Source organism: Streptomyces sp. NPDC001100 (assembly GCF_053598575.1).
Genome location: NZ_JBSFKO010000037.1, coordinates 19,066 through 43,080, shown reverse-complemented (window position 1 = coordinate 43,080; position 24,015 = coordinate 19,066). Strand labels below are relative to the sequence as shown.

General features: G+C 70.9%; 26 protein-coding genes. 14 read left to right on the top strand and 12 right to left on the bottom strand.

The genetic code is table 11. The features are described 5' to 3' along the window. Positions 1-404: 404 nt before the first annotated feature. The 5 genes from ACWDEW_RS38330 (at position 405) to ACWDEW_RS38310 (ending at position 3,894) form a co-directional block, all read left to right on the top strand. Complete coding sequence (locus ACWDEW_RS38330; protein WP_450519317.1) at positions 405-869, top strand: hypothetical protein; 465 nt, start codon at positions 405-407, stop codon at positions 867-869. Between the two features lie 312 nt (positions 870-1,181). Further along, entirely contained in the window at positions 1,182-1,322 is a 141-nt protein-coding gene (locus ACWDEW_RS38325; protein ID WP_450519315.1) for a hypothetical protein, read from the top strand. 58 nt (positions 1,323-1,380) lie between these two features. Continuing rightward, positions 1,381-1,560 (top strand): hypothetical protein, encoded by a 180-nt coding sequence (locus tag ACWDEW_RS38320; RefSeq protein ID WP_450519313.1) that lies wholly within the window; start codon positions 1,381-1,383, stop codon positions 1,558-1,560. A gap of 170 nt (positions 1,561-1,730) precedes the next feature. Then, entirely contained in the window at positions 1,731-3,068 is a 1,338-nt protein-coding gene (locus tag ACWDEW_RS38315) for a lipase family protein (RefSeq protein ID WP_450519312.1), read from the top strand. Positions 3,069-3,531: 463 nt separating this feature from the next. Beyond that, the gene (locus ACWDEW_RS38310; protein ID WP_450519310.1) at positions 3,532-3,894 is read left to right on the top strand and encodes a GMC oxidoreductase; all 363 of its coding nucleotides are present in this window, start codon (positions 3,532-3,534) and stop codon (positions 3,892-3,894) included. A gap of 2 nt (positions 3,895-3,896) precedes the next feature. Here the strand turns inward: ACWDEW_RS38310 and ACWDEW_RS38305 are convergent, their stop codons facing one another. From ACWDEW_RS38305 to ACWDEW_RS38280, 6 genes are all read right to left on the bottom strand, one after another. Then, positions 3,897-5,090: a cytochrome P450 gene (locus ACWDEW_RS38305; protein ID WP_450519308.1), complete on the bottom strand. Its 1,194-nt coding sequence runs from the start codon at positions 5,088-5,090 to the stop codon at positions 3,897-3,899. Further along, the gene (locus tag ACWDEW_RS38300) at positions 5,087-5,857 is read right to left on the bottom strand and encodes a ferredoxin (RefSeq protein ID WP_450519306.1); all 771 of its coding nucleotides are present in this window, start codon (positions 5,855-5,857) and stop codon (positions 5,087-5,089) included. Before ACWDEW_RS38300 ends, ACWDEW_RS38305 begins: the two co-directional genes overlap by 4 nt. A gap of 68 nt (positions 5,858-5,925) precedes the next feature. Next, positions 5,926-6,921: a 3-oxoacyl-ACP synthase III family protein gene (locus tag ACWDEW_RS38295; RefSeq protein WP_450519304.1), complete on the bottom strand. Its 996-nt coding sequence runs from the start codon at positions 6,919-6,921 to the stop codon at positions 5,926-5,928. A 53-nt stretch (positions 6,922-6,974) separates the two neighbouring features. After that, the gene (locus ACWDEW_RS38290) at positions 6,975-8,210 is read right to left on the bottom strand and encodes a beta-ketoacyl-[acyl-carrier-protein] synthase family protein (RefSeq protein ID WP_450519302.1); all 1,236 of its coding nucleotides are present in this window, start codon (positions 8,208-8,210) and stop codon (positions 6,975-6,977) included. Beyond that, on the bottom strand, positions 8,210-8,443 hold the full coding sequence (locus tag ACWDEW_RS38285) for a phosphopantetheine-binding protein (RefSeq protein WP_362980941.1): 234 nt from the start codon (positions 8,441-8,443) through the stop codon (positions 8,210-8,212). Before ACWDEW_RS38285 ends, ACWDEW_RS38290 begins: the two co-directional genes overlap by 1 nt. 152 nt (positions 8,444-8,595) lie before the next feature. Continuing rightward, a complete protein-coding gene (locus ACWDEW_RS38280) occupies positions 8,596-9,684 on the bottom strand; it encodes a beta-ketoacyl-ACP synthase III (RefSeq protein ID WP_450519300.1) in 1,089 nt (362 codons plus the stop codon). Between the two features lie 278 nt (positions 9,685-9,962). On the opposite strand from ACWDEW_RS38280, the gene ACWDEW_RS38275 reads away from it, so the two are divergent. Next, positions 9,963-10,301, top strand: coding sequence for an antibiotic biosynthesis monooxygenase family protein (locus tag ACWDEW_RS38275; protein ID WP_450519298.1), 339 nt, complete (start codon positions 9,963-9,965; stop codon positions 10,299-10,301). Between the two features lie 19 nt (positions 10,302-10,320). Here the strand turns inward: ACWDEW_RS38275 and ACWDEW_RS38270 are convergent, their stop codons facing one another. Beyond that, positions 10,321-11,859, bottom strand: coding sequence for a PH domain-containing protein (locus tag ACWDEW_RS38270; RefSeq protein ID WP_450519296.1), 1,539 nt, complete (start codon positions 11,857-11,859; stop codon positions 10,321-10,323). A gap of 170 nt (positions 11,860-12,029) precedes the next feature. On the opposite strand from ACWDEW_RS38270, the gene ACWDEW_RS38265 reads away from it, so the two are divergent. After that, positions 12,030-13,154 (top strand): acyltransferase family protein, encoded by a 1,125-nt coding sequence (locus ACWDEW_RS38265; protein WP_450519294.1) that lies wholly within the window; start codon positions 12,030-12,032, stop codon positions 13,152-13,154. Positions 13,155-13,370: 216 nt separating this feature from the next. Next, complete coding sequence (locus ACWDEW_RS38260) at positions 13,371-14,228, top strand: calcium-binding protein (protein ID WP_450519292.1); 858 nt, start codon at positions 13,371-13,373, stop codon at positions 14,226-14,228. 43 nt (positions 14,229-14,271) lie between these two features. On the opposite strand, the gene ACWDEW_RS38255 is transcribed toward ACWDEW_RS38260, so the two are convergent. Further along, complete coding sequence (locus ACWDEW_RS38255; protein ID WP_450519290.1) at positions 14,272-14,634, bottom strand: hypothetical protein; 363 nt, start codon at positions 14,632-14,634, stop codon at positions 14,272-14,274. Positions 14,635-14,859: 225 nt separating this feature from the next. On the opposite strand from ACWDEW_RS38255, the gene ACWDEW_RS38250 reads away from it, so the two are divergent. Continuing rightward, positions 14,860-16,800: a YncE family protein gene (locus ACWDEW_RS38250; protein WP_450519288.1), complete on the top strand. Its 1,941-nt coding sequence runs from the start codon at positions 14,860-14,862 to the stop codon at positions 16,798-16,800. Between the two features lie 116 nt (positions 16,801-16,916). On the opposite strand, the gene ACWDEW_RS38245 is transcribed toward ACWDEW_RS38250, so the two are convergent. Further along, the gene (locus tag ACWDEW_RS38245) at positions 16,917-17,573 is read right to left on the bottom strand and encodes a TetR/AcrR family transcriptional regulator (RefSeq protein WP_450519287.1); all 657 of its coding nucleotides are present in this window, start codon (positions 17,571-17,573) and stop codon (positions 16,917-16,919) included. Between the two features lie 139 nt (positions 17,574-17,712). Here ACWDEW_RS38245 and ACWDEW_RS38240 point away from each other — a divergent pair, with 139 nt between their 5' ends. Next, positions 17,713-19,281: an FAD-dependent monooxygenase gene (locus ACWDEW_RS38240; RefSeq protein WP_450519285.1), complete on the top strand. Its 1,569-nt coding sequence runs from the start codon at positions 17,713-17,715 to the stop codon at positions 19,279-19,281. Between the two features lie 10 nt (positions 19,282-19,291). Then, complete coding sequence (locus tag ACWDEW_RS38235; RefSeq protein ID WP_450519283.1) at positions 19,292-19,666, top strand: DUF6479 family protein; 375 nt, start codon at positions 19,292-19,294, stop codon at positions 19,664-19,666. Positions 19,667-19,697: 31 nt separating this feature from the next. On the opposite strand, the gene ACWDEW_RS38230 is transcribed toward ACWDEW_RS38235, so the two are convergent. Next, a complete protein-coding gene (locus tag ACWDEW_RS38230; RefSeq protein ID WP_450519281.1) occupies positions 19,698-20,213 on the bottom strand; it encodes a DUF7144 family membrane protein in 516 nt (171 codons plus the stop codon). Between the two features lie 198 nt (positions 20,214-20,411). On the opposite strand from ACWDEW_RS38230, the gene ACWDEW_RS38225 reads away from it, so the two are divergent. Then, positions 20,412-20,900, top strand: coding sequence for a hypothetical protein (locus tag ACWDEW_RS38225; RefSeq protein WP_450519279.1), 489 nt, complete (start codon positions 20,412-20,414; stop codon positions 20,898-20,900). 55 nt (positions 20,901-20,955) lie between these two features. On the opposite strand, the gene ACWDEW_RS38220 is transcribed toward ACWDEW_RS38225, so the two are convergent. After that, a complete protein-coding gene (locus ACWDEW_RS38220) occupies positions 20,956-21,651 on the bottom strand; it encodes a DUF6445 family protein (RefSeq protein WP_450519277.1) in 696 nt (231 codons plus the stop codon). Between the two features lie 127 nt (positions 21,652-21,778). Further along, positions 21,779-22,306, bottom strand: coding sequence for a DUF1062 domain-containing protein (locus ACWDEW_RS38215; protein ID WP_450519275.1), 528 nt, complete (start codon positions 22,304-22,306; stop codon positions 21,779-21,781). A 297-nt stretch (positions 22,307-22,603) separates the two neighbouring features. On the opposite strand from ACWDEW_RS38215, the gene ACWDEW_RS38210 reads away from it, so the two are divergent. Both ACWDEW_RS38210 and ACWDEW_RS38205 read left to right on the top strand, forming a co-directional pair. Then, the gene (locus tag ACWDEW_RS38210) at positions 22,604-23,077 is read left to right on the top strand and encodes a carboxymuconolactone decarboxylase family protein (protein WP_450519273.1); all 474 of its coding nucleotides are present in this window, start codon (positions 22,604-22,606) and stop codon (positions 23,075-23,077) included. A gap of 199 nt (positions 23,078-23,276) precedes the next feature. Further along, on the top strand, positions 23,277-24,005 hold the full coding sequence (locus ACWDEW_RS38205; protein ID WP_450519428.1) for a DUF4142 domain-containing protein: 729 nt from the start codon (positions 23,277-23,279) through the stop codon (positions 24,003-24,005). Positions 24,006-24,015 lie beyond the last annotated feature (10 nt).

The window sequence follows — 24,015 nt, the reverse complement described above, 5'->3', positions numbered from 1 at the left end:
CATGGGCGCCGCTTCTTTCCCCGACGGCCGTTGGGCCGCCCTGTTGCCTGCTGCTGCCCGGTACCGGTTCCCCCCGGCACGGAGCAAGCGCCACCACTGCGACGAGCGACGGCACGAGAGGCCATTGTTCAAGCACTGGTTACGGCCTCGGAAGAGTGATGGAGGGGCGTGCAGGAGCTTGGATGAGGGCAGTGGAGCGCAACAAGGATCGCGTAGTGGGGTTTGGGCGCGTATTTTCTCTGCGCGCTCCCTGCTCGCGGCCTGGAGCAGGAAGGAAACAGCGGGGAACCACGGTGAAAGCGACGAGGGTTGATGAGGCTTCGACCTGCCTGCCCGTCCAGGTCATCACTTGCGCCTCCCGCATACAGCGTGCCGAGGCCGACCTCGCGTGATCAGCTGGGCCCGTGGAGACCATCATCGCCAGTGGCATAGCCGTCCTGGGGACGCTGCTCGGGTCGGGGATCACTCTGGCGTTCCAGCAGCGCACCACCGACAGGAGTCACCAGTTCGCGCGCCGCGAGAAGCTTCGGCAGGAACGGCTCGATGCCTACTCCGTGTACGCCGGCGCACTGCTCAACTATCGGCGCTGCCTGGTCCATCTCTGGTTCTGCGAGCATGAGCAACCACCGCCGGAAGACCCGGACGCGGTGCGCATTCGTGCCTACGACCTGCGCTCCAACGCCCAAGAGGCCCTGTTCCGGGTGCAGATGCTCACGGACGACGAAGCCCTGAGCCGGGTCGCGGAGGACGTGCTCGCCGACATCACGGTGATACCCAAGGCCGACGGCAGGGACGAGTTCGACGCTCGGAGGGCGCGAACTCGCGCTGGCATCAGCCGACTTGTCAGCCGGGGCAAGCAACACCTGTGAGCCACCTGCCCCGAGAGGCAGGTAGTGCGCGGCCGGCGCTGGCAGGTCACTGCTTGGTCATCAGCTGGGCCCGGCCGTCGGTTGGGTCCCGGACGTGTTCTCCGGGCCGCCCCCGGACAGGTCGGGGATGCAACCATTCCCTACGGAGCTGGAACCCCCGGAAACCGGCCGCGCGCTTGCGACCATAGTCGTGGGCACTGACAACGTGCCCGAGGGTGATGTGTGCCAATGGCTCGGGCCGGCCAACCTTCCCCTCAACGAACGTCCCCCGGGTCAAAGACCCGGGGGACGTGTGTCGCCCCCTCCGGTGCCGTGATCAAGCTGGGCGCGGAGGGAGCCTTCGCGCTCCTCGACGGCCGCCCGCACCGCCAACCCGCGCTGCCCGCCCGCGTGTACGACTCGGTCGGCGCCGGGGACGCGCGGACACGGAGTTCGCGTATCAACTGGACCTGAACACCGGAAAGTTGAACCAGGTCGGCGCCTCCCGCCTCCGCCCCGGCTCGGGGCGGCGGTGCGCGCGCTGCCGCAGTCGCAGATCGTCTGCACCTCGACCCTGCCCTTCCGCGATCCCGCGGACCTCGAACCGGCGCGTGCGGCCGGGCGGTTGTGGGACATCGACAACGGCCACGACCTGATGGTCAGCGAGCCGGAAGCCGTCGCCGACCGTCTGAATCGGATCGCCGCGACTTGACAGTCAGTCACATTACCGAAACGTAACCTACCGACAGGTATCACGAGTAACTTACCCGCAGGTAAGTTCCAGGCGAACCACTTTCCGGCGGCGCCGGCGCACACACGTGGGACGCGTGTGTGCGCCACCGCGCCGCCGCTTCCTGACGGCCGCTCCACAGGAGGTTCGCCATGCCCGCACGCCAACGGCGCCTGCTCGGCGCCGCGTTCACCGTCGTCGCCTGCCTCGGGGCCCAGGCCCTGGTCATCGCGACCGCGACCGCCGCCACCGCCTCGGACGAGATCGTGTCCAGAGGTGTCACGATCCCCGCGTTCTACAACCCGCCCGCCACCCTGCCCGCCGCGAACGGCGCCCTCGTCCGCAGCGAGCCCCTCCCCCTCGCCCTCAGCCTGCCCGGCCTCGACGGCACCCTCCCCGGCACCGGTACCCGGCTGATGTACAAGTCCACCGACTCCAACGGGCAGCCCGTCGCCGTCACCGGCGCCTACATCGAACCCTCCGCCGACTGGTCCGGCAGCGGCCCGCGCCCCCTCGTCGCGGTCGCCCCCGGCACCGTCGGACAGGGCGACCAGTGCTCCGCCTCCATGGGCCTGGAACACCCCCTCGTCTTCACCAGCCAGACCGTCTCGGTCGGTTACGAGGACCTGTCGATCTACCGCCTGCTCGCCGAGGGCGTCGCCGTCGTCGTCACCGACTACGTGGGACTCGGTGCCACGGACCGGCTGCACACCTACGTCAACCGGATCGACGAGGCGCACGCGGTACTGGACGCCGTACGCGCCGCCCGTTCGCTCACCGGAACCTCGGTCACCGCGGACTCACCGGTCGGGCTCTACGGCTACAGCCAGGGCGGCGGCGCCACCGCCGCGGCCGCCGAACTCCAGTCCTCCTACGCCCCCGACGTCACCCTCTCCGGAACCTACGCCGGAGCCCCGCCCGCCGACCTGACCTCGGTCACCAAGGCCATCGACGGCAGCGAACTCGCCGGTGCGCTGGGCTGGTCGCTCAACGGCTTCCTCCAGTCCGACCCGGCGCTCAAGCCCCTGGCCGAGGCACACCTCAACGCCGCCGGGAAGGCCGCGCTCACCGACCTGTCGACCATGTGCGTCGGCGACGCGCTGCTCGGCTACGCCTATACGAAGAGCACCAGCTGGACCACGGACGGGCAGTCCCTCAGCGACATCATCGCCGCAACTCCCGCCTTCCAGGCCTACGTCGACGAACAGCGCATCGGCACGCTGAAACCGTCGGGGCCGGTCCGCCTCGCGACCGGCGTCAGCGACAACCTCGTCCCGCACGCCCAGGCCCGTCAACTCGCCGTCGACTGGTGCGCGAAGGGCGCCGACGTCACGTATAAGCCCGTCGTCCTGCCCAGTGTCGGCAGCGCGCTCGTCAATCACTTCGCACCCCTGCTCACCGACCAGGGCAACGCCATCTCCTGGCTCATCGACCGCCTCTCCGGCAGGCCGGCCACCTCCAACTGCTGGACCATGCCGGTACAGCTCTGAGACCTCAGCCCACCGGCAAGCGCTTCGCGATGTTCCGTACGACCTCGCCCGCCAACTCGGCCGACCTACCGCACAGTTGACTGCCTGCCCCGGTGCGTACACGGTGAGCCGGAACAGTTCGTTGGTCTCCTCGCCGACGGAGTCGGTGTACGTGCGGTGCGGGGTCCGTACGGTGCGACTGACCCCTACAAGTCCTCCCGTCTCTTCCGGGACGTCGCGCCGAGGGCCGACCTGACCCTGTTCAAGGTGCCGCTGCCCATCGACTGGGCCTATGTCCGGGGCGAGTTGGCGGGACTGTACGAACCGACGTACACCACCAGCGACATCGCGTTCGGCGTCGACAACGGCGGCAAGCACTCCATCGACGTCACCTATCTCGCGCAGGCGGAGTCCACCGGTCTGGTGCAGGTGGCGCCGCTGCACGTCGTCCGCGACCCTCGCGCTGGACGCCAACAAGAAGTGGGTGCTGTCCGTCGACCGCATCGACACCGGCGGCACGGTCCAGGAGCAGATCCGGATCACCGCGGACGCCGAACTCCAGGCACTGATCGCGGCCAAGATGCAGGACATCGCCACGGCGGGCGGCGGCTTCATGATCGACACCAACGCCGGGGCCCCCTCCACCTGGCACTCGCTGGGCGGCGTCCCGATGGGCGACGCCGTCGACCTCGCCGGCCGCGTCCTCGGTCACAAGGGCCTCCACGTCCTGGACGGCGCCCGCATCCCCGGCTCCACCGGCGCCTGCAACCCGTCCACGACGATCGCCGCGCTCGCCGAGCACAGCATGCGGACGATCGTGCAGCAGGACCTGGGGCGGGTTTTCTGACCTCAGCCCCAGGTCACCGGGAGCGCGCGCAGCCCGTACACGATGTTGTCCCGGTTGTAGGCGAGTCGACCGGCGGGGACGGCGAGCCGCAGGCCGGGCAGACGGCGGAGCAGGGTCGTCAGGACGGTCTGGAGTTCCACGCGGGCCAGGGTCTGGCCCAGGCACTGGTGGATGCCGTAGCCGAAGGCGACATGGCGGCGCGCGTCCCGGGTGAGGTCCAAGTCATCGGCGTGACCGAAGTGTTGGCGGTCCCGGTTGGCCGTGGACAGCATGCAGATCACACCGTCCCCGGCCGGGATCGTCACCCCGCCCACCCGCACGGTCTCGGTCGCCGCGCGCCCCAGGCCCAGGTGGATGATCGTGAGATGGCGCAGCAGCTCCTCCACGGCCCCACGGACCAGGCCCGGATCCGCGCGCAACAGGCCTGCCTGGTCGGGGCGTTGGAGCAGCGCGAGCACGCTGACGGCCGTCATGTTGGCCGTGGACTCGTGCCCGGTGACCAGCAGGAGGAAGCCGAGTGACGCGGTCTCCTGCGGGGTCAGGTCCTCGCGGGCGGCGAGCCGGCTGAGGATGTCGTCGGCGGGGCGGCTGCGCTTGTGCTCGGCCAACTCCGCGAGGTAGCCCATGAGTTGGGCGTGCGCCCGCTCCGCCTCCGGCCGGGTGGTCCGGTTGTCGAGGAGAGTCCGGCTGAGCGACTGGAACAGGTCGTGGTCCTCGTACGGCACCCCGAGCATCAGGCAGATGACCAGCGAGGGGATCGGCAGCGCGAAGTCCGCCACCAGGTCGGCCGAGGTGCGGCCCTCGGTCATGCGGTCCACGGCCCGGTCGACGATGTCCTGGATGCCCGGGCGCAGTTGCTCGATCCGCTTGACCAGGAAGTCCTTGCTGACCATGCGGCGCAGCCGGGCGTGCTCGGGGTCGTCCATGCGGATGAAACTCGGTTTGGCGGTGGCCAGTTCACGCTGCCCGGCGGAGAGGAAGGGGAACCCCGGTGTGCGTGCGTCGGCGCTGAACCGGGCGTCCGCCAGCACGGCACGGACCTCGTCGTAGCCGGTGACGAGCCAGCACGCGGTGCCGTCCGGCAGCACGGCACGGGTGACGGCGGCCTCGCGGGCGGCGTCGGTGTAGGCGGGCGGCGGGGAGAAGGGGCAGCTGCCGTAGGGGGCGGGGAGTTCGAGGGTGGTGGCGGTGGTCATGAGCGGGCCGGCTCCTCTTCGTCGACCAGCGTGATGGCGCCACTGGGGCACAGGTCGGCGGCGAACCGCACCTCGTCGGCGTAGCGCGCGTCCGGCTCCGGCACGAGCAGGGTGACCCGGCCGTCCCCCTCGTCCTGCTCGAACACCTCGGGCGCGGCGCCGACGCACTGGCCCGCGCTGCAACAGCGTTCGCGGTCCAGGCGGACGGTGAGCGTGGGCTGCTGGTCGGAGGGGGTGCGGAGGGTGTTGAGCGTGGCGCACATGGTGGCGGTCTGGCCCGCCAGGACGAGGAGCTCGACGAGTTGCCCGGGACTGAGGACTCGGGCGAGGCGGCCCCAAAGGACGTCGGGCAACGGGGAGTTGACGGCGAGCAGGTCGGCCGCCGCCAGGAGGTCGCCGTCCTCGCCCGCCCAGGCATGGGCGTCCAGGTCGGCGCTCGTCGCGTCGATCTCCGTGTCCGTGAGTCCGGCGTCCGCGGCCGGGGTGCGGTGCCGCCGGTGGACGTAGGGCGCGTCGAGGCGGTGGGCGACGCGCAGGACGATCAGCTCGCGTCTGCGGTGGCCGAGGGTGCCCTCGTGGGTGAGGACGCGGGCGAGGGAGAGCCAGGCGTGGGCGAGGACGGGGTGGTGGGCGAGGGTGCCGAAGAGGTTCTCCCGGCCGGGGCCGTCCCGGTGGGAGTCGGCGAGCAACGCCCGCAGGACCGGGGGCCATTCGGCGGGCGGGAGGGGAGGGATACGGGGAGTGCGGGGGACGCGGGTCGTGGTCAAGGCGCTTTCACCTTCGTATTCACCTTCGTACGGAGACACGGTGCCGTGGGCCGGGAAGTCGACGTGGTTCACCAGCGGGCGACGACCACTCCCGCGCTGGCCCCGCTCGCGAAGCCGAACATGCCGACCAGGTCGCCGCGTTGGAGCCGTCCGGCGTCGAGGGCGGCGGCCAGTTGCAGGGGGATGGTGTTGGTCGCCACGTTGCCGTGGGTGGGAAAGGTGGCCAGGACACGGCCCGGGTCCACGCCCACCCAGTCGCAGACGACCTTGGTGAACGGCACCGAGGGCTGGTGCACACAGACGAGGTCCAGGTCGTCGCCCGTGAGGTCCAACTCCCGCAGCGCGCCCCGCACTTTGTCCGGCAACCCGTCGAAGGAGCCCACCAACTGCGCCGAGTCGATGCGGAGATGGCCGAGTCTGCGGTGCTGGGCGTACGGGTTGGGCAGGGTCGCCGCCCGCCAGCCCCAGGAGTTGGCGAAGAACCGGGAGCCGAGGATGCCGGGCCGCTCGCCCGCCTCGACCAGGATCGCCGAGCCCATGTCGCCGGTGCTGAGGCTGGGCAGCGCGGTCGCCAGCTCGGCCGGGTCGTCGACCTGCCAGCGGCTCTCCCGGGTGCTGACCTCGGCGGTGGTCACCAGCACCCGGCGGTACCGACCGCCCCGGATGAACGCGTCGGCGACCTCCAGCGCGTTGAGGACTCCGTTGCAGGCGTTCTTCAGGTCGAACACCGGGCAGCCCAGGCCGAGTTTGTCGGCGACGACATGGGCGGTGGCGGGCTCCTCCATGTCGGCGAGGATGCCGGCGTAGAGGAGCAGGTCGATGCCGGCCGGGTCGGTGCCGGTGTCGTCGAAGAGGCGCCGGGCCGCGTGCGCGGCCAGGTCGGAGGGCTGCTCCAGGTCGTCGGCCACGGTGCGCTCGGCCAGCCCGTACATGCGCTGGAGCACCCCGCGCGCCAGCGGCACGGCGGGGCTGCCCGCCCGGAAGCGGTCCTCCACCGCGGCCACGCTCTGCCGTCCCTCGGGGATGTGGACGGTGGCGTGAACGATCGTGCTGTGAACGGTCATTGATCCTTCCTGTGGTGAGTCCCTCGGGGTCGTCGGTCCTCGGTCCCCGGTCGTCAGTGTTCGGCGGTGAACAGCAGCACCACGTTGTGCCCGCCGAACCCGAAGGAGTGGCTGACGGCGGCCCGGACGCGCTGCCGGCGGGGGAGGCCGGTCACGCAGTCCAGGTCGTAGGGGAGGTTGTCCGGGGCGAGGTTGGCGATCGGCGGCACGGTGGAGCGGTGCACGGTGAGGGCGGTGAGCGCGGCCTCGACCGCGCCGGCCGCGCCGAGACCGTGGCCCAGAACTCCCTTGGGCGCGGTGACACTTGGCCGGTGCGGCAGCACCCGCTGGATCAGCTCCGCCTCGGTCAGGTCGTTGAGCGGGGTCGAGGTGCCGTGCGCGTTGACGTGGTCGACGTCCCCGGGACCGAGCCCCGCTTCGGCGAGCGCGGCCCGCAGCGCGGCCTCGGCGTGAACTCCCCCTGGTGCGGGGGCCGTCGGGTGGAAGGCGTCGGAGGTCTGGCCGACGCCGGCGAGCCGGGCGTAGCGCCGCTGTCCACGGGCGCGGGCGTCCGCCTCCCGTTCCAGGACGAGCACGGCGGCGCCCTCGGCGATCACGAACCCGTCCCGGTCCGCCGCGAACGGCCGTGAGGCGGCGCCGGGTTCGTCGACGCGGGAGGACAGCGCGCCCATCCGTTGGAAGCCGGAGGTGATCACCGGGGTGACGGCCGCCTCCGCGCCGCCCGCCACCGCGATGTCGCACAGCCCGGCGAGCAGCAGCGCGCGTGCGGTGGCCAGGGCGCTGGCCCCGGAGGCGCAGGCACTCTCGGTCGCGAGCGAGGGGCCGTGGGCGCCGAGGTCCAACAGGACTTCTCCGGCGGCCATGTTGGAGATCAGCATGGGCACGAGCGCGGGCGACACCAGCTCCGGGCCGCCCTGGTGGTGGCGGAGGGTCTGGTCCTCCAGGTGGGCGGCCCCGGCCAGACCCGAGCCGATGACCACGGCGACCCGTGCCCCGTCCCATCCGGCGGGGTCGAGCCCGGCGTCGGCGACCGCCTCCCGCGCGGCCAGCACGGCCAGCTGGCTGAAGCGGCCCATGCGCCAGGCCTTGCCGCCGCCGATCCGGGCCTGTTCCGGTGTCATGAGGGGGATACGGCAGGACAAGTCGACGGCGCAGCCCTTGAGTTCGGGGTCGGTGGCGGCGGTGGAACGGCCGCTGAGAACCCCGTCCCAGGTCGCCGCACGGCCGACCCCGGCCGGGGTGATGAGCCCCAGGCCGGTGACGGAGACGGGTGCGCAGGGTGCTTTCATCACGCCCGCTTGGCGTTCAGCGTGGCGACGAGCTCACCCACGGTGCAGTGTCTGGCGGCCTCCTCCTCCGCCACCGGAACCCCCAGCTCTTCCTGGAGCGCCAGGGCGAGTTCGGCCAGCGCGAGCGAGTCGAGGTCGAGGCTCTCCAACGTGGCCTCCGGGCGGATGTACTCGGGGCTGACCTCGAACTTCTGGGTGAGTACGGCGGTCACGGCACTCTGGACGGGAGACATGGCGTTCCTTTCGACGAGTGAGCGGTGCTGCACAATCGGGGCGCTCGACCTGTTTCGCGGTACGCGGAGACGGCGAGCACCGGCGGACGGGGAACAGCGGGGCCGCCCGCGAACGGGCGAGGTCTCAGACGATCGGCATCACACGGCCGGCGTCACACGGCCGGGTCGGCACCGTCGGCGGTGCCGGCACTGCCGGTCCCGGGCACCTCCGGCAGCTCCGGCCAGACCAGGGCCGCCGAGCCCCAGGTGAGCCCGGCGCCGAAGGCCGTGAGCAACACCCGTTGCCCGGCGTGGAGTTCACCCCGCGCGGCGGCGTCGGCGAGGGCCAGCGGGATGGAGGCGGCGCCGGTGTTGCCGACCCGGGCGATGTTGGTGACATGCCGGTCGTCGGGCACGGGGACGCGGGCGCCGACGGCGGACAGGATCCGGGCGTTGGCCTGGTGGGCGCAGAACCGGTCGATGTCCTCGGCCGCCCAGTCCGCGCGCTTGAGCACGGTGTGGGCGGACTGCGTCATACGGGTCACCGCATGCTGGAAGACGTCGTGTCCCCGCATGCGGAAGTAGCGGTCGTCCGGGCCGAATTCGTCCGGTCGGGAGCGTTCCAGCGCACCGCCGCCGGGCACGTGGATCAGCTCGTCGCCCGAGCCGTCGCTGCCCAGGTCGAACGCCAGCACCGCGCCCGGCTCGTCCGGTGCCCCGCGCCGCAGCACGGCGGCCCCGGCGCCGTCGCCGAACAGGATTCCGGCGGAGCGGTCCTGCGGATCGAGGAGCGTGGAGTACACCTCGGCCGCGACCAGCAGGACCCGGTCGGCGCACCCCGAGGCCAGGGCGCCGACGGCGGCGGCGAGGCCGTAGACGAATCCGCTGCACGCGGCGGACACGTCCCAGGCGGCCGGTCCGCCGAGGCCGAGGCGGGTGGCGAGCCGGGGTGCCATGGCGGGCATCGGCCGGTCGGGGGTGGAGGTGGCGACGACGACGGCGTCGACGGGCGGCCGGCCTGCGGCCGAGAGGGCCCGGTCGGCGGCCTCCAGCGCGAGGTCGCCGGTGGTCACCCCCGGTGCCGCGCGCCGCCGTTCGCCGATGCCGGTGCGTCGGCGCACCCAGGCGTCGTCGACACCCCACGCGGCGGGCAGGGCGTCGTTCGCCACCGCGTCCGGGGGGACGTAACCGGCGATGCCCTCAAGGACGGCCGTCCGCGACGGCGTCAAGAGGGGGGCTGCGCTGGGCAGTCGGTGGGTCACACACGCCTCGTTCGTAAGTGATCTTGGACGAGCGAGCACGACTGTAGATCGGATCAAGATCGGGCCGGGAGCGTGACACGATGCGAACTGATGAGCCAAATCACCGTCCCCACCAGCAAAAACGCAGGTCGGCGGCCGAAGTGAGGAAACGTTACGGCCGTTATGCCGTCCACGGATCACCCGAAAGAGGACGGCCGGTGACCGCCGTTCGGCACACAACCGCCCCGGAGGACACGCCAGTTCACCGGGTCGGGTGACGGCGCTGGGACAATGGGCCCATGAGCATCGTCAAGATCAACGTACTCACCGTCCCCGAAGAGCAACGCGAGACGCTGGAGAAGCGGTTCGCGAACCGCGCCGGGACGGTGGACGGCTCGGACGGCTTCGAGTGGTTCGAGCTGCTGCGGCCCGTCGAGGGCACCGACACCTACCTCGTCTACACCCGCTGGCGCGCCGAGGAGGACTTCCAGAAGTGGATGTCCGGCATGGGCCAGGCCGCCCACCGCGGCACGCCCCAGGACGGATCCGCGCAGGGCGAACGCCCCAGGCCCGCCGCGACGGACGCCACGCTGTGGACCTTCGAGGTGGTCCAGCAGGCCGGCCCCAGGCAGGACTGAGGCCCACGGCGGCGGCGCGCTACGACGTCTCCCGCACCGCCGTCAGTTCGCGCAGGACGCGGGTGAGGTCGGCCGGTGCCGCCGCGAGGCGGACCGGGCGGCCCCCGTCGTCGAGTTCGGCGATGTGCCAGTCACTGGGGACGGTGTCGCCGTCGCCGCCCCGGGCCCGCCGTACGGCCTTGACGGTGAGCCGTTCCACCGGGATCCGGCGGGCCGCGAACCGGCCCGGACCCGGGGTCACCGCGGGCGGCCCGTCACCGAGGGCGATATGGGTGCCGAAGCCGTACGGGTTGTAGTCGGTGTGCTCCAGGAAGCGGGCGGACACGAACACCTCGCCGTCCAACTCGGGCAGCTCTGAGGCGCGTTCGGCCTCGTCGGCCGGGCGGACCCGGGTCTCGCGCCAGGCCCAGGCCAGGAGCGCGGCCGTGCCGAGGGTGCCCGCCGCCAGCCAGCCGATCGTGGTCGCGGAGGCCAGCAGGGTCGTCGGGTGGAGGTAGCAGAGCGGCACCAGCCACAGGGCCGTAGCGGCGAGGGGGAGCGCGAACGGCAGGGCGGAGGGCAGGACGTCGTCGGCGGGCAGTCGGCGTCCGCGCAGCCGCTGCAGGGTCAGCGCGCCGGGGTAGCCCGCGGCGAGGGCGGCGAAGGCCGCGATCACGGCCAGGTCCCCGGCGTCCTCGACATGCCGGTGCCACACGTACCGCGAGCCGGTGACCACCCTCACCTCGCCGCGCCAGAAGGTGAGTTGGACCTTGTCACCGGCGTGGAAGCCGTTGGCGGCCTCGACCGGGACCTCAAGGCGCGCCATCGGCCGGTTGTCGGTGAAGTACAGCCAGCTGAGCTTCCTGGGCCGGTTGGGGTCGGTCCGCGCGATCACCGCCGAGGTGTGGGTCAGACACTCCCGGCGGTCCGCGGCCGGGGTCGCGGCGGTGCACGGGGCGGCCGACCGCCACGCCCGCTCGTCGGCCGCGGTGTCCGACACGAACGCGGCGGCCACCCCCGCGCCCACCAGCAGCACCGCACACCAGACGACGGCCGGACCCGCCCAGCCGCTCCCGGCGGTGCGGTCGGAGATGACGGGGACGTCCGCCGACTCCCGGACGCCGGTCCCGTAGCGCCGGTGCAGCGCGCGGAGTGCGGTCAACTGTGCGTCGAATGCGGCGAGTTGGGTGGCACTGGCGGCCGGCAGGAGCAGCGTCGTGCTGTGCCCGTCCCGCAGCAGCACGCTGATACGGCGGCTCTGTCCGCCCCACGAGCTGTTGCCGCGCTCCAGCCGTACCCGCAGCTCGGCGACCTCGTGCCACGGCGCGCTCCAACTGCGCAGCAGCGTCCGGGACTTCAGGCCGTGCGCGTCGGCGCTCACCCGGGCGGTGACCAGGTACAGCGACACGAGACCGAGGAGCACGAGCGACCCGCCGCCGGTCAGCCACAGCACGTCCGGGCCCCCGTACACCGCGCCCAGCGCGGCCACGACGGCCCCCGCCGCCCCGAGTCCGACCCCGGACCACAGGCCACGCGCGGCGGGCATACGGCAGATCACCACGTCAGGGTCACCGGTCATAACCGGCACTCTCGCACCGCCCGCACGGCAAGCGCTTGTCCGTTCTCCGGCAACCTTCCGGCCTGCCACCCTGCCCGGGAAAGGCAAGAACACCCCCGCCTCTCCTGTGACGCGTACCACCTCTGCCCAGGAGGAGGTTTGCCGCGCCGGACAGCGGTGAGGCGGTCCGGATGCCGTACCGAAACACCACCGCGAAGGACGTCGTACAGGAAGGAACGGCGGCCCCGGCGCCGCGGGCGGGCGCCGGCCCCGAGCGGGCGGCCGGGCCGTCGGCAAGGCCGCGCGACCCGTTCTTCGACAACGCCAAATACCTGGCGATCGTCCTCGTCGCGATCGGCCACTCCTGGGAGCCGCTGCGCTCCGGCAGCCGCAGTGTCACCGCGCTGTACACGCTCGTGTACGCGGTGCACATGCCGGCGTTCATCGTCATCTCCGGCTATTTCTCCCGGAGTTTCCGCGCCACCCCGCCCCAGATCAGGCGGCTGCTGACGGGAGTCGTCGTGCCGTACGTCGTCTTCGAGACGGCGTACACGCTCTTCACCCGCTGGACGGACCACCAACCCGACCGCGCCGTCAGCCTGTTGGACCCGCTGTATCTGACGTGGTTCCTGGCGGCTCTGTTCGTCTGGCGCCTCACCACCCCGGTGTGGAACCACGTCCGCCACCCGCTGCCGCTCGCCCTGGCGATCGCGATGCTGGCGACGCTGTCCCCCTCCATCGGCGACGACCTCGATCTGCAACGCGTGCTGCAGTTCCTCCCGTACTTCGTGCTCGGTCTCTCCCTGAAGCCGGAGCACTTCCAGCTCGTACGGCGGCCGGAGGTACGGCAGTTGGCGCTCCCGGTGTTCGTGTGCGCGCTCGCGGTGGCCTACTGGTCGGTCCCGCGCTTCGACTACTCCTGGCTCTTCCACAACGCGAGCGCGGAGCAACTCGGCGCGCCCGGCTGGGAAGGACCCCTGATGACCCTGGCCCTCTTCGCCTGCTCGACGCTGCTGGTCGCCTGTTTCCTGGCCTGGGTGCCGCGCCGCCGCACCTGGTTCACCGCACTGGGCGCGGGCACGCTCTACGGCTATCTGCTGCACGGGTTTCTCGCGCAGGGCGCCAAGTCCTGGGGCTGGTACGGCCCTTCGTGGGTCCAGGGGCCGCTCGGCGAGCTCACGGTGACGGTGGTCGCCGCCGCCGCGGTGACCGCGCTGTGTACGCCGCCCGTCCGCCGGGCCTTCCGCTTCGCGATGGAACCGGAGATGCGGTGGGCGTTCCGCCGTGACGCGACGGAACTGGCCCGTGCCTCCTAGCGATGGTTGTCATTGATCAGCGGGCCATTGGATGAATTCGCGTTGAATCACGGCTGACGATTCATGCCGGGACGACACCCGCGCGAAAGGACGCACAACCAAGCCCGCGAAGGGCGGGTCGTACGCGGTGTCGGAATCCGAATTCCTCGGAATCCGCCAACTCCCCTTACGTTGCCCGGAGGTTGCGCGATGTCCTCTCGTTCTGTCAGTCGCCTCATGACCCTGGCCCTCGGTGGGGCCCTGGCCGCGCCGCTGCTTGTCGCCGGGACCGCGGGCGCGGTCACGGCCCCGGCCACCGCCGCGCTCGGCAACGGCGGCACCGAGGTCCTGTACACGGCCGCCGCCGGACAGACCAACAAGGCGGTCGTCACCGCGACGCACACGACCGGCACCGACAGGATCACGTACGTCATCGACGACGTCGTCACCATCAGGCCGGGCACCGGCTGCGCGTACCCCACTGCCTCGGACCACACCAAGGTCTCCTGCACGGTCACCATGCTGGACAGCCAAGACCCCTACCCCACTGTGCAGTTGACGCTCGGCGACGGCAACGACACCCTCACGTACCACAACAGGACGGCCCAGACGTACTACTTCGCCTCGGCCGACCTGGGCGCCGGCAACGACAAGTACACCGAGGACGGCGGCGTCGACGGCGACTACGTCTCGGGCGGCACCGGCAACGACACGATCACCCTCGGCAAGTACTCCGTGGGCTGGGGCGACAACGGCGACGACATCCTGCGCGGCGGCGTCGAGACCATCGCCCAGGGCGGCAACGGCAGCGACACCATCACCACCGTGGGCGCGGCGGCCGACGGCGGCGCGGGCAACGACCTCATCACCGGCGGCGCGGGCGGCCAGAGCCTGACCGGCGGCGCCGGCAACGACCGGATCAGCGGCGGCGCCGGCAACGACTTCATCTACGGCGGCACGGGCAACGACGTCCTCTACGGCAACGCCGGCGCCGACACGATCTACGGCAACTCCGGCAACGACACGCTGTGGGGCGGCACCGGCACGGACGTCCTGTCGGGCGGGCCGGGCCACAACTCCGTCCACCAGAACTGACGAGGTCTCCCAGGACGGGAGCCGCACCCGACGCGGGCCGCTCTCAGGACGTGAAGGTGACCACGGCCCGGGCCGGCGACCGCAGCGCGGACTGGAACGGCGTGGACCGCTCGACGGTGACGTCGACGCGGGTGCCGTCGGCGGCCGTCGAGTGGTACTCCCAGACGGGCATCCGCAGGGAGGTGCCGCACAGGCCGTCCGGCAGCGCCACCTCGCCGTCCGGGTCGCCCACGTCCCCTTTGATCCCGTACTTCTGGTCGAACAGGTCCTTCCCCTCCGGGAGGATGCCCGCGCGGTGCAGCTCGTCCCGCAGCAGCCAGGTCCCCCCGCCGCCCACGACCGCGAGCACGACCACCCCGATCCCCAGCCACACCGGCCTCCGTCGCGGCCCGGCCGCGGCACTCATCAACGCCCCTCGTCATGACGAGCCAGAACCTCCCAAACACTCCGCGTACACGACAACCGCATAACCCCTTTCCCACCTGTCACAGGCATGCCATACGCTGCGCATGGCAGCCGCGCCCCGCGCGTCACCGCGCCTCTCATCCGCGGTCACGTCCGGGCGTTGCGCGGCGCTCTCAACTCCCGGTCTCCTGACCGGTTTTCCTTGTGGGGGGAACAGCACGTGCGGATGCGCAGCATCTCCACCGCGACAGCGCTCGCGGTTCTTTTCGGCTCGGCGGCGCTCAGCGTCGTGGCGACGGGCACGGCCTCGGCGGCCACCGCCAGCGTGACCTCGCCCGGCGGGCTGGTCGCGGACGGCGCCCTCAAGCGGGTGTTCGTGGGCGACAGTTCGGCCGGCACGGTCGCGGCCACCGACTACTCGGGCAACGTCCTCGCCTCGGTCGGCGGCATCAGCGGGGTCACGGACCTCGCCGTGTCCGACGACGGGAGCACCGTCTACGCGGCGGCCCAGGGCACGCACGAGATCGTGGCGATCGACGCGGCCACCCTCGACGTGAAGGCGCGCTACGCGGTGGCCACCGACGTGGGCCCACGCTATGTCGCCTTCACCTCGGGCAAGCTCTGGTTCACCTACGGCGACCAGTGGGACAGCAACGTCGGGTCGGTCGACCCGGCCGTGGATCCGGCGAGCGGCACCGACCCGGTGACGCTCGGACAGAAGCCCGACGGCGTCTCGATCAACAACCCGGGCTTCCTCGACACCGCCGCGTCCCGGCCCGGCATCCTCGCCCTCGGCGAGACCGGTATCTCCACCGACTCGATGGCCGTCCTGGACGTCTCGGGGGCCACCCCCCAGAAGGTCGCCTACTACTTCGGCGACTACACGCTCAACAGCGGCATCTACGACATCGACCTGGTCCCCGGCGCCGACGAGGTGCTGATCAACGGCACGGTGCGGGACGCCTACGCGGACGGCAAGTTCAGCCAGGCGGGCACCTACCCGAGTGGCTGGCAGGCCGACATCGCCCCGGACGGCACGGTCGCGACGACCAGCGGCGGCACGATCACCACGTACCGGCCGAACGCCACGAAGGCGATCCGCACGTACAGCACGGGCGTCTACAGCACGGCCGACCTGACCTGGGCCCCGGACAACTCACGGATCTTCGCGCTGGTCGCGAAGTCCGGCGGCGGCTACGCGCTCAAGGCGCTGACCGACCCGGAGAAGAACGTCCCGACCCTCACGGTCAACGCCCCCTCCTCCGCGACGCGCGCCAAGAAGCTCACCGTCACCGGCAAGCTCTCGGCGACGGTGGCGCTGCCCGCCGGGGTGAAGCTGCAGGTCACGCGGACCGACCTGGAGTCCCCGAAGGGCAAGGCGCTGCCCGCCGTCACGGTGCAGGCGAACGGCACGTACTCCTTCGCGGACACTCCGCCGGCCGGTGGCACGGTCACCTACAAGGTGACCTACGCGGGCGACGCCGGGCACGCGGCCGTCAGCGCCTCCGACAAGGTCTCCGTCTCCCGCGCGGCCACCAGCCTGAGCCTGAACAACAACGGCAAGCTGTACGCGTACGGCGCCGACGTGAAGTTCACCGCGCACCTCGGCACGACCTACAAGAACCGCACGGTCTCGATCTACGCGGACCCCTTCGGCACCGACAAGCCGAACAAGCTGGTCAAGACGGGCAAGGTCAACTCCAGCGGCAACTTCACGGTGACCGTGGACATGACCCGCGACACCGCCGTCTCCGCGGTCTTCGCCGGTGACGCCCGCTACGCGTCCAAGACGGTGAAGGTCAACGCCTACGCCAAGGTCAAGATCTCCACCGCGATCACCAAGCACTACAAGACGGCGAAGATCGGCTCGACGTCGTACTACTGGTTCCACAAGAACTCGGCGCCGATCGTCACCACGACGATGACCTACTACCCCAACCGCCAGGAGCGGCTCGACCTGCAGGTCTACTACGAGGGCCACTGGTACGACTCCGACTCCGAGTACTTCGGCCTCGGCACGAACGGCAAGGTCGCGGTGAACCTCGGCGCACCCGGCCAGTCCGGCATCAAGGCCCGCGTCCGGGCCGCGTACATCAACGGTTCGTCCGGCGACAGCGTCAACTCGACGACGTACAGCGACTGGAAGTACCTCTACTTCTCCAACTAGCCGATTTCTGACGCCTGTTCACCAGCTGTAGGGCAGCCCCGTCGCGAGGACCATGGGTCCTCCGGCGGGGCTGCTCGTTTTTTCGGGGAGGGGGATCCGGATCCCCCTCCGGCCGCTCAGCCGCCCGCCGCCCCGGCCGGGAACACCGTGTCCAGGCCGGTCATGAGCTGGCCGTACGCACGCTCCGCCTCTGCCACGGCATCGTCGTACGCCTCGTCGGCGGTGCGACCGGAGGCCATCGCCCGCCAGTTCTCCACGCCGAGTTCCTGCTGTACGGCGATCAGGTGCGTGGCAGCGAGGCGTCTGGTGAACGGGGTGGAGCCCCCGGTGTCGGGGAGGGCTTCGGCGAGGGCGTCGATCTCCTGGCCGCGGTAGCGCTGCACCAGGCCGGTCTGGAGGCTCGGCGTGCCGTAGAGCAGGTCCATGAAGCCGAGCACGTCGGGATGGTCGTTCAGGCCGGTGATCGGGTCGCGGGCGGCGAGGCGGTCCAGGAAGTGGGCGCGCAGCGCTGCCGTGGGGGTCAGGGCCGGCGGGCGTTCGCGTACGACACGGGCCGCTTCGCCGAGGTGGTCGGCGAAGCGGTGCAGGACCAGGTCCTCCTTCGCCGGGAAGTACCGGAACAGGGTGGCTTTGGAGACCTCGGCCGCCGCCGCGACCTCGACGACCGACACCTCGTCGAACCCCTTCTCGCGGAAGAGGCGGAGGGCTTCCTGCGCGATGAGGTTCCGGGTGCGCTCTTTCTTGCGCTCACGGAGGCCCGGGAGTTCGTCCATGCGGGCCACACTACCAGACGATGAGACCGGGAATCAAATGAGACCGAAGACGGATTGAAGTCGGTACTTTTCTGAGACCCGGTTGCATTTTCTCGGTGTTCGGTGTTCTCTTGAGGCAACGACGACGAGAGGGATCGCGATGACCGACGACGTACTGGTCGTGGGCGCCGGGCCGACCGGCCTCACGCTCGCCATCGAGCTGGCCCGGCGCGGCGTGGGGGTGCGGATCGTGGACGCGGCGCCCGCCCCGCACCGGGAGTCCCGGGGCAAGGGCCTGCAGCCGCGCACGCTGGAGGTACTGGAGGACGTGGGCGTCACCGAGCGCGTTCTCGCCACCGGGACGACGCGACTCCCCTTCCGCAAGTACTTCGACGGCGCGCATGTGAACGACACCGACCCGTTCGCGGACGCCCTCCCCACGCCCGACGCGCCGTACGAGCGGGGGGTGCTCATAGGGCAGTGGCAGGTGGAGCAGATCCTGCGCGAGCGGCTCGCCGAGTTCGGGGTCCGCGTCCAACTCGGCACGGAGGTGTCCGAGTTCGAGCAGGACACGGACGGAGTCACGGCCGTCCTCGCCGACGGGGAGCGCATCCGGGCCGGCTACCTGGTGGGCTGCGACGGCGGGCGCAGCCGGATGCGCAAGGCGATGGGGGTGCGTTTCGACGGTACGACCGAGGAGACACAGTCGATGGTCGTCGGCGATGTGGAGGCCGAGGGGATCGGGCGGGACGCCTGGCATCAGTGGTTCGCGTCGGACGGCGGCGGGGTGATGCTGTGCCCCATGCCCGGCACGAACTCCTTCCAGTTCCAGGCGGGGCCCGAACTCGGCGCGGACGGCGAGCCCTTGCCACCCTCACTGGAGAGCTTCCAGCGGACCTTCGACCGGTACGCGCGGGTGCCCGGCATCACGCTGACGAACCCGACCTGGCTGTCCGTCTGGCGGGTCAACGTCCGCATGGTCGACCGGATGCGCGTCGGCCGGGTCCTGCTCGCCGGGGACGCGGCCCATGCCCATCCGATCGCGGGCGGACTCGGCATGAACACCGGCATCCAGGACGCCTACAACCTGGGCTGGAAGCTGGCCCTCGCGGCCACCGGGCAGGCCGGTCACGGACTCCTGGACACCTACGAGGAGGAGCGTCTTCCGGTGGCCGCCTGGACCCTGGGCGTCTCCACCGACCTGTACGCCCAGGTGCGCGAAGCGGTCAGAGAACCCGGCACCGGTGTCGAGGCCGCCGCCCCGCCGCCCATGGGCACCGGCTACCCGTGGAGTTCGCTCGCGGGTCCGGCCGACGGCTCCGTGGGTTCCGTGGGCTCCTTCAGCGATCCCGCCGTCCTGCGCCCGGGCGACCGCGCGCCCGACGCCCCCTGCCTCGACGCCTCGGGCCACCCGGTCCGGCTCTTCGAGGTGTACGCCGACCCGCGTTTCACGCTGCTCGGCTTCGGCGCCGAAGTCGCGGACGCGGTGGGCAAGTCGGCGGTCGAGCACGAGGGCCTGGTGCAGGCGTTCACGGTGGACGGCGGCACCCAGGGCGGCGCCGCGGCCGACCTGCACGACCACGAGGGGCATGCGCGGCGGGCGTACGGCGTGACGGATCCGGCGCTGGTGCTGATCCGCCCCGACAACCACGTTGCGCTGCTCACCCGGGACCCCGCCGAGGTCACCGACTACCTCGCGCGGATCGCCACATTCACTCCCAAAGAGTGATACTCGGAGTATGAGCACGGCAGCGTACGAACTGGTGGCCGCGTCGTCGCACAACACACTCGACGTGGCCGCAGCCTTTCTGGGTGGCCTGCTGATCGCAGGCGCGCTGGTCTGGGCCATACATTTCGGTATGAAGGTCCGGGACCAGGAACTTCCACGGCCGCTCCCCGAGGAGCAGCCCCACCTCCCCGCCACCGGTGCCGTCCACGAGATGCGCGAGATGCGGGAACCCGACGAGATGCCCGTCGCCTCGGAGGAGAAGGAACGGCTGATGCCGTACCAGCTCCATCACTCCGGAAGCCGGACGGGAAAGAACCAGAGCCGACAGCGCTGGCTGCCCGGAAGGAGCGGTTCCTTCGGCGGGGGCGGCATCGGACACGTCTGACCCGCCCGCTCGCCGGTCCAGCTGCTCGTCCTCAGTGGCGCGCCCCTGATGTCCTCGGGTCGTAGACCGCCAGTGCCCAGATGACGAAGACATCGACCGCGATCATGATGACCGACCAGACCGGGGCGTACGGCAGGAACATGAACTGGAGGATCGCGCCGAGGCTCGCGAGGACGATGCCGCAGACGCGGGCCCAGCTCATGCCCCTGAGGATGCCCCAGCCGGTGACCACACCCACGGCGCCCAGGCAGAGGAGGATCACGCCCCAGCCGGTGAGGTTGATGCTGTACACATAGCTGCCGACGCGGGTGTAGACGTCGTCCTTGGCGAGTGCGGAGATGCCCTGGAGGATGGCGATGACGCCGTTCATCAGCATCAGGACACCGGCGAAGACGGCACCGCCGGCCGCGAGACCACTGCCGGACGGGGGCCGGTCGTAGCCGCGGGCGCCGGAGGCCTGCCCGGCGTCGTTCCAGGCCGGGGGTTTCTCCTCGCCGCCGGTGGACGTCGAGTGCGGCTGCTGTGTGGAGTGCGGCTGCTGCGTCATGGCGGTGCCCCACCTCTCTGTGGTGTGCGGTCCGTAGTGGTTCGGTCTCTGTGTGCTGCGTGATGCTTCGACCATCCGGCCGAGGCGCGCCCTCCACCAGGGGGGTTACGCCGTCCGGGTGAGACCGACATGCGGGCGTGCGCCAACGGACCTTCACTTGGGGGAGAGCCCGGGGAAGCGGCGACTCATGGAGGCGACATGGCGTGGCACAGGGGTGGCACGGCACTGACGGCGGTCGTGGCCGCCGCCCTCACTGCCCTCACCGGCCTGACCGGCTGTTCCGACAACAGCAGCCCTTCCTCGGTCGCGAGCAGGGCGGCGTCCGCCGTCGCGTCCGTCGGCGCGCAGGCCACGGCCGCGATCGCGTCGGCGACCGCCGAGGCCGGCCGCCGGCTCGACGAGGTGAAGAACGGCGTCGACGCCAAGGACGCCGTACGCCTGGGCACGCCGACGACCGACTCGGACGGGCGCAGCACCGTCGGGGTCACGGCCGACAACACGGCGGGCTCGGCCAAGTCCTTCGCCGTGCAGGTCGAGTTCAAGGACACGGGCGGGAATCTGCTCGACACCGTGGTCGTCACCGTCTCCGACGTCCCGGCCGGAAAGTCCGGCACGGCGACCGCCCGCAGCAACCGCAAGCTGTCGGGCGACGTGAAGGCGGAGACCGGAACGGCGCTGCGCTACTGACCGCCGGGAGAAGGCGCCGTGCAGGTGTGTGTGTCTGTGGGGGGGTTCGGCCGGGTCAGGCCATCCAGAAGAAGACCGCGGTCATCCGCTTCTCCTCCAGCGTGCTGCCGTAGTAACCGGTGGCGCTGTGCACGAGGTTGGCGTGGTAGAGCAGCAGACTGTTGTACTTGTGCGGCACCCGCACGTCTTCCTCGAAGGCGTCCGGCGCCACGAACCGCGTCCCCAGTGCCTCGACGAGGTTGTTGTGCGGAGCCTGCACGACGTTGCCGCCCAGCCGCCCGCCAGGCAGATGCTGCCGATAGAAACTGGTCCCGCAGTCCTTCGGCACGGACGGGTTCAGATACAGCACGGCGGCGTACCGGCACAGCGACCGCGAGTCGGTGTGGGGCCGGGGCTCGCTCTCGCCCTCCCCCACGACCTGGATGCAGTTGTGGTTGAGCGTCCCGCCGCCGGGTGCCTTCTGCACCCACAACTCCTTGGCCCCGGTGGCCTGTTTCACCAGCCGCTCGATCCGCCCCAGCTCGGCCGGCTCAAGCCCCGGCATGGTCCGCAGCCCCGGCCAGGTCTCCGAGGTGTACGGATACCCCTTCACCCAGTCGTCCTTCGCGAGACACCGTTCCCGCACGGCGTCGACATCCGGAAGGACGTCGTTCAGCACCCAGTAGTCACGGCCCTTGGTGGGCTTGCGATAGGGCAGCACGGGGAGGGGCGCCTGCCGGGCCCGCTGGGGGTGTGGGGGGAGTGGTGGCATGGGGCCGAACGTATAGCGGGGGTTCGCCAATGCTGTGCCATGCACCGGTCAACATTCCGTCAACCAGGGCGACCCCCGCCCCCGCGCCCGCAGGACCCGCCGGACAGGCCCCACGGGCGCGGGAGTTTCAGCGCTTCAGCGTGAACGTGAAGGTGTCCGAGAGCCTGGTGTTCAGGCGGGCCGTCGAGACCAGGCCGCCCTCCGTGATCAGGGTTTCGACCTCGGCCCGGGGCAAGGCGCAGCCCTCCGCGATCAGGCGGACCGGGCGGACCGGGATCCGGGCTGCGAAGCGGACCTCGATGTCGATCACCTCGCGGTGCAGGTGGTCCGATCCGCCGGTGTCGAGGCGCCACGCGCCGGACCAGTCGAGGGCGATGCGGTTGCGGCGCTGCACGGCGGGCGTCTGGAGCAACTCCGCTGCCAGGGCAACGTCGTTGGCGTGCAGGCGGGCCAGCAGTTCCGGTCGTACGGAGCGGACGTTCGCCCGTTCCATGACCGTGAGTTTCGCCGTGTCCCCGCACGCCGTGCAGAGCACCAGGAGCCAGACGTCGAGCAGCTTGTGGTGGGCGTTGACGCGGAACTTGCCGCTCGCTTGGAAGTGTCCGGCCCCGCACGCATGGCAGCGGCGGCGGACGAGGGGGAGGCAGGTGGGCATGACAACCCAGGTTTCGAGCACAGGAGTACACCGGTTCCAGTGAGAAGACCGCAGCAAAAAGGAGCGCGGCGCAACAGCGCGACGCGCGACGATTCAGCACTCGGGGGGTCTCACACGGTGTACAACGGCACGTCCCTGCCCAGACGACTCGGTCGAGCAGCACGGTAGGGGCGGACGGCGGCGCCGCTCCACTGCTTTTCGCGCGCCGCTCCCCGTAGGTGTCACATTCGCGTCGCCCGTTTCGTCAGTCCTGTGCAAGCAACGGCAACGGAACAACGAAACGCAGAGGAGCCCACCATGGGTGCTCGACTCAACGCCTTCACCAGCCCGATCGCCGGCAAGGCCCTGAAGCACTTCATCGCGGCGGGCAAGGTCGTCGCCGACTCGCCGCTGCCCACCGCCACACAGGAACTGGTGAAGATCCGGGCGAGTCAGATCAACGGGTGCGGGTTCTGCACCGACATGCACACCAAGGACGCCGCGGCGGCCGGCGAGACGTCGGTACGGCTGAACCTCGTCGCGGTGTGGCGCGAGGCCACCGTGTTCACCGACGCGGAGCGAGCCGCGCTGGAGCTCACGGAGCAGGGCACCCGGATCGCGGACGCGGCCGGCGGGGTGAGCGACGAGGTGTGGGGGAACGCCGCGAAGTACTACGACGACGAGCAGTTGATGGCGCTCGTCTCGCTGATCGCCCTCATCAACAGCTTCAACCGCATGAACGTCATGCTCACGGTGCCGGCCGGCGACTACCAGCCCGGTCAGTTCAACTAGCCCCAACCCACCCGGAATCGGGGCGCCGAACCGGAGGCACCACCCGCCACTTGTGACGCGCCCCACTCGGGCTTTACCAAAACCAAAGACTTCGAACGCTTCTCGGATCCGTACTCACCACTGTCCGTACCGCCGACGGGCGGTCCACGACACAGGAGGTACGGTGCGCTTTTCGCGGAACGCGACGGGAACGATGGTTGTGGGCGGTGCCCTCAGCCTGACCCTCGTCGCCCTCGCCTATCCGGCAATGCTGGGCGTCAACACGGTCTCCAGCGCGCCCACACGTGTCATCGCCAACACGCAGTGGGGGCCGCTGACCGAGGCCGACCGCGACTTCGTGGTCAAGGTGCGCGCGGCAGGGCTGTGGGAGTACCCCGTCGGCCAGATAGGTCTGAAGAAGGGGGCGAGCCCGGCGGTCATCACCGCGAGCAAGCACCTGATCGACGGCCACGCGGCGCTGGACTCGACCGTCCGCAAGATCGCGCCGATGCTCAACATCACGATCCCGAACCAGCCGAGCCCGCAGCAGCAGGGCTTCATCAACACGCTGAACGGGGACAGCGGCAAGCAGTTCGACACCGACTTCGCCAACATCCTGCGCGTGACGCACGGTTCGATCTTCAACACGATCGCGAAGATCCGCTCCACGACGGAGAACACCCTCGTGCGGATCCTCGCCAACCAGGCCAACGCGACGGTCCTGGACCACATCACGGTGATGGAGGAGACCGGCCTGGTCAACTTCAGCCAGGTCCTCTTCCAGGAGACGACCCCGCCGAAGCTGCCGGCCACGGACCTGACGCCGCCGCCCCCGGCCGCGGGCCAGCCGGAGGTCGTCCTCACCCCGCCGGTGAACAGCACCACCCAACCGCCGGTCCTGCCGGGCGAGACCTCACCCAGCGCCAGCCAGACCCCGACCGTGGGGTGAGTGCGCCACA

Coding starts and splice junctions, on each gene's coding strand:
- ACWDEW_RS38215 (WP_450519275.1), bottom strand. CDS start 22,306: ATGCCCACCTGCCTCCCCCTCGTCCGCCGCCGCTGCCATGCGTGCGGG.
- ACWDEW_RS38270 (WP_450519296.1), bottom strand. CDS start 11,859: ATGACCGGTGACCCTGACGTGGTGATCTGCCGTATGCCCGCCGCGCGT.
- ACWDEW_RS38235 (WP_450519283.1), top strand. CDS start 19,292: ATGAGCACGGCAGCGTACGAACTGGTGGCCGCGTCGTCGCACAACACA.
- ACWDEW_RS38245 (WP_450519287.1), bottom strand. CDS start 17,573: ATGGACGAACTCCCGGGCCTCCGTGAGCGCAAGAAAGAGCGCACCCGG.
- ACWDEW_RS38290 (WP_450519302.1), bottom strand. CDS start 8,210: ATGAAAGCACCCTGCGCACCCGTCTCCGTCACCGGCCTGGGGCTCATC.
- ACWDEW_RS38240 (WP_450519285.1), top strand. CDS start 17,713: ATGACCGACGACGTACTGGTCGTGGGCGCCGGGCCGACCGGCCTCACG.
- ACWDEW_RS38225 (WP_450519279.1), top strand. CDS start 20,412: ATGGCGTGGCACAGGGGTGGCACGGCACTGACGGCGGTCGTGGCCGCC.
- ACWDEW_RS38250 (WP_450519288.1), top strand. CDS start 14,860: ATGCGCAGCATCTCCACCGCGACAGCGCTCGCGGTTCTTTTCGGCTCG.
- ACWDEW_RS38255 (WP_450519290.1), bottom strand. CDS start 14,634: ATGAGTGCCGCGGCCGGGCCGCGACGGAGGCCGGTGTGGCTGGGGATC.
- ACWDEW_RS38315 (WP_450519312.1), top strand. CDS start 1,731: ATGCCCGCACGCCAACGGCGCCTGCTCGGCGCCGCGTTCACCGTCGTC.
- ACWDEW_RS38285 (WP_362980941.1), bottom strand. CDS start 8,443: ATGTCTCCCGTCCAGAGTGCCGTGACCGCCGTACTCACCCAGAAGTTC.
- ACWDEW_RS38230 (WP_450519281.1), bottom strand. CDS start 20,213: ATGACGCAGCAGCCGCACTCCACACAGCAGCCGCACTCGACGTCCACC.
- ACWDEW_RS38305 (WP_450519308.1), bottom strand. CDS start 5,090: ATGACCACCGCCACCACCCTCGAACTCCCCGCCCCCTACGGCAGCTGC.
- ACWDEW_RS38220 (WP_450519277.1), bottom strand. CDS start 21,651: ATGCCACCACTCCCCCCACACCCCCAGCGGGCCCGGCAGGCGCCCCTC.
- ACWDEW_RS38260 (WP_450519292.1), top strand. CDS start 13,371: ATGACCCTGGCCCTCGGTGGGGCCCTGGCCGCGCCGCTGCTTGTCGCC.
- ACWDEW_RS38265 (WP_450519294.1), top strand. CDS start 12,030: ATGCCGTACCGAAACACCACCGCGAAGGACGTCGTACAGGAAGGAACG.
- ACWDEW_RS38210 (WP_450519273.1), top strand. CDS start 22,604: ATGGGTGCTCGACTCAACGCCTTCACCAGCCCGATCGCCGGCAAGGCC.
- ACWDEW_RS38295 (WP_450519304.1), bottom strand. CDS start 6,921: ATGACCGTTCACAGCACGATCGTTCACGCCACCGTCCACATCCCCGAG.
- ACWDEW_RS38275 (WP_450519298.1), top strand. CDS start 9,963: ATGAGCATCGTCAAGATCAACGTACTCACCGTCCCCGAAGAGCAACGC.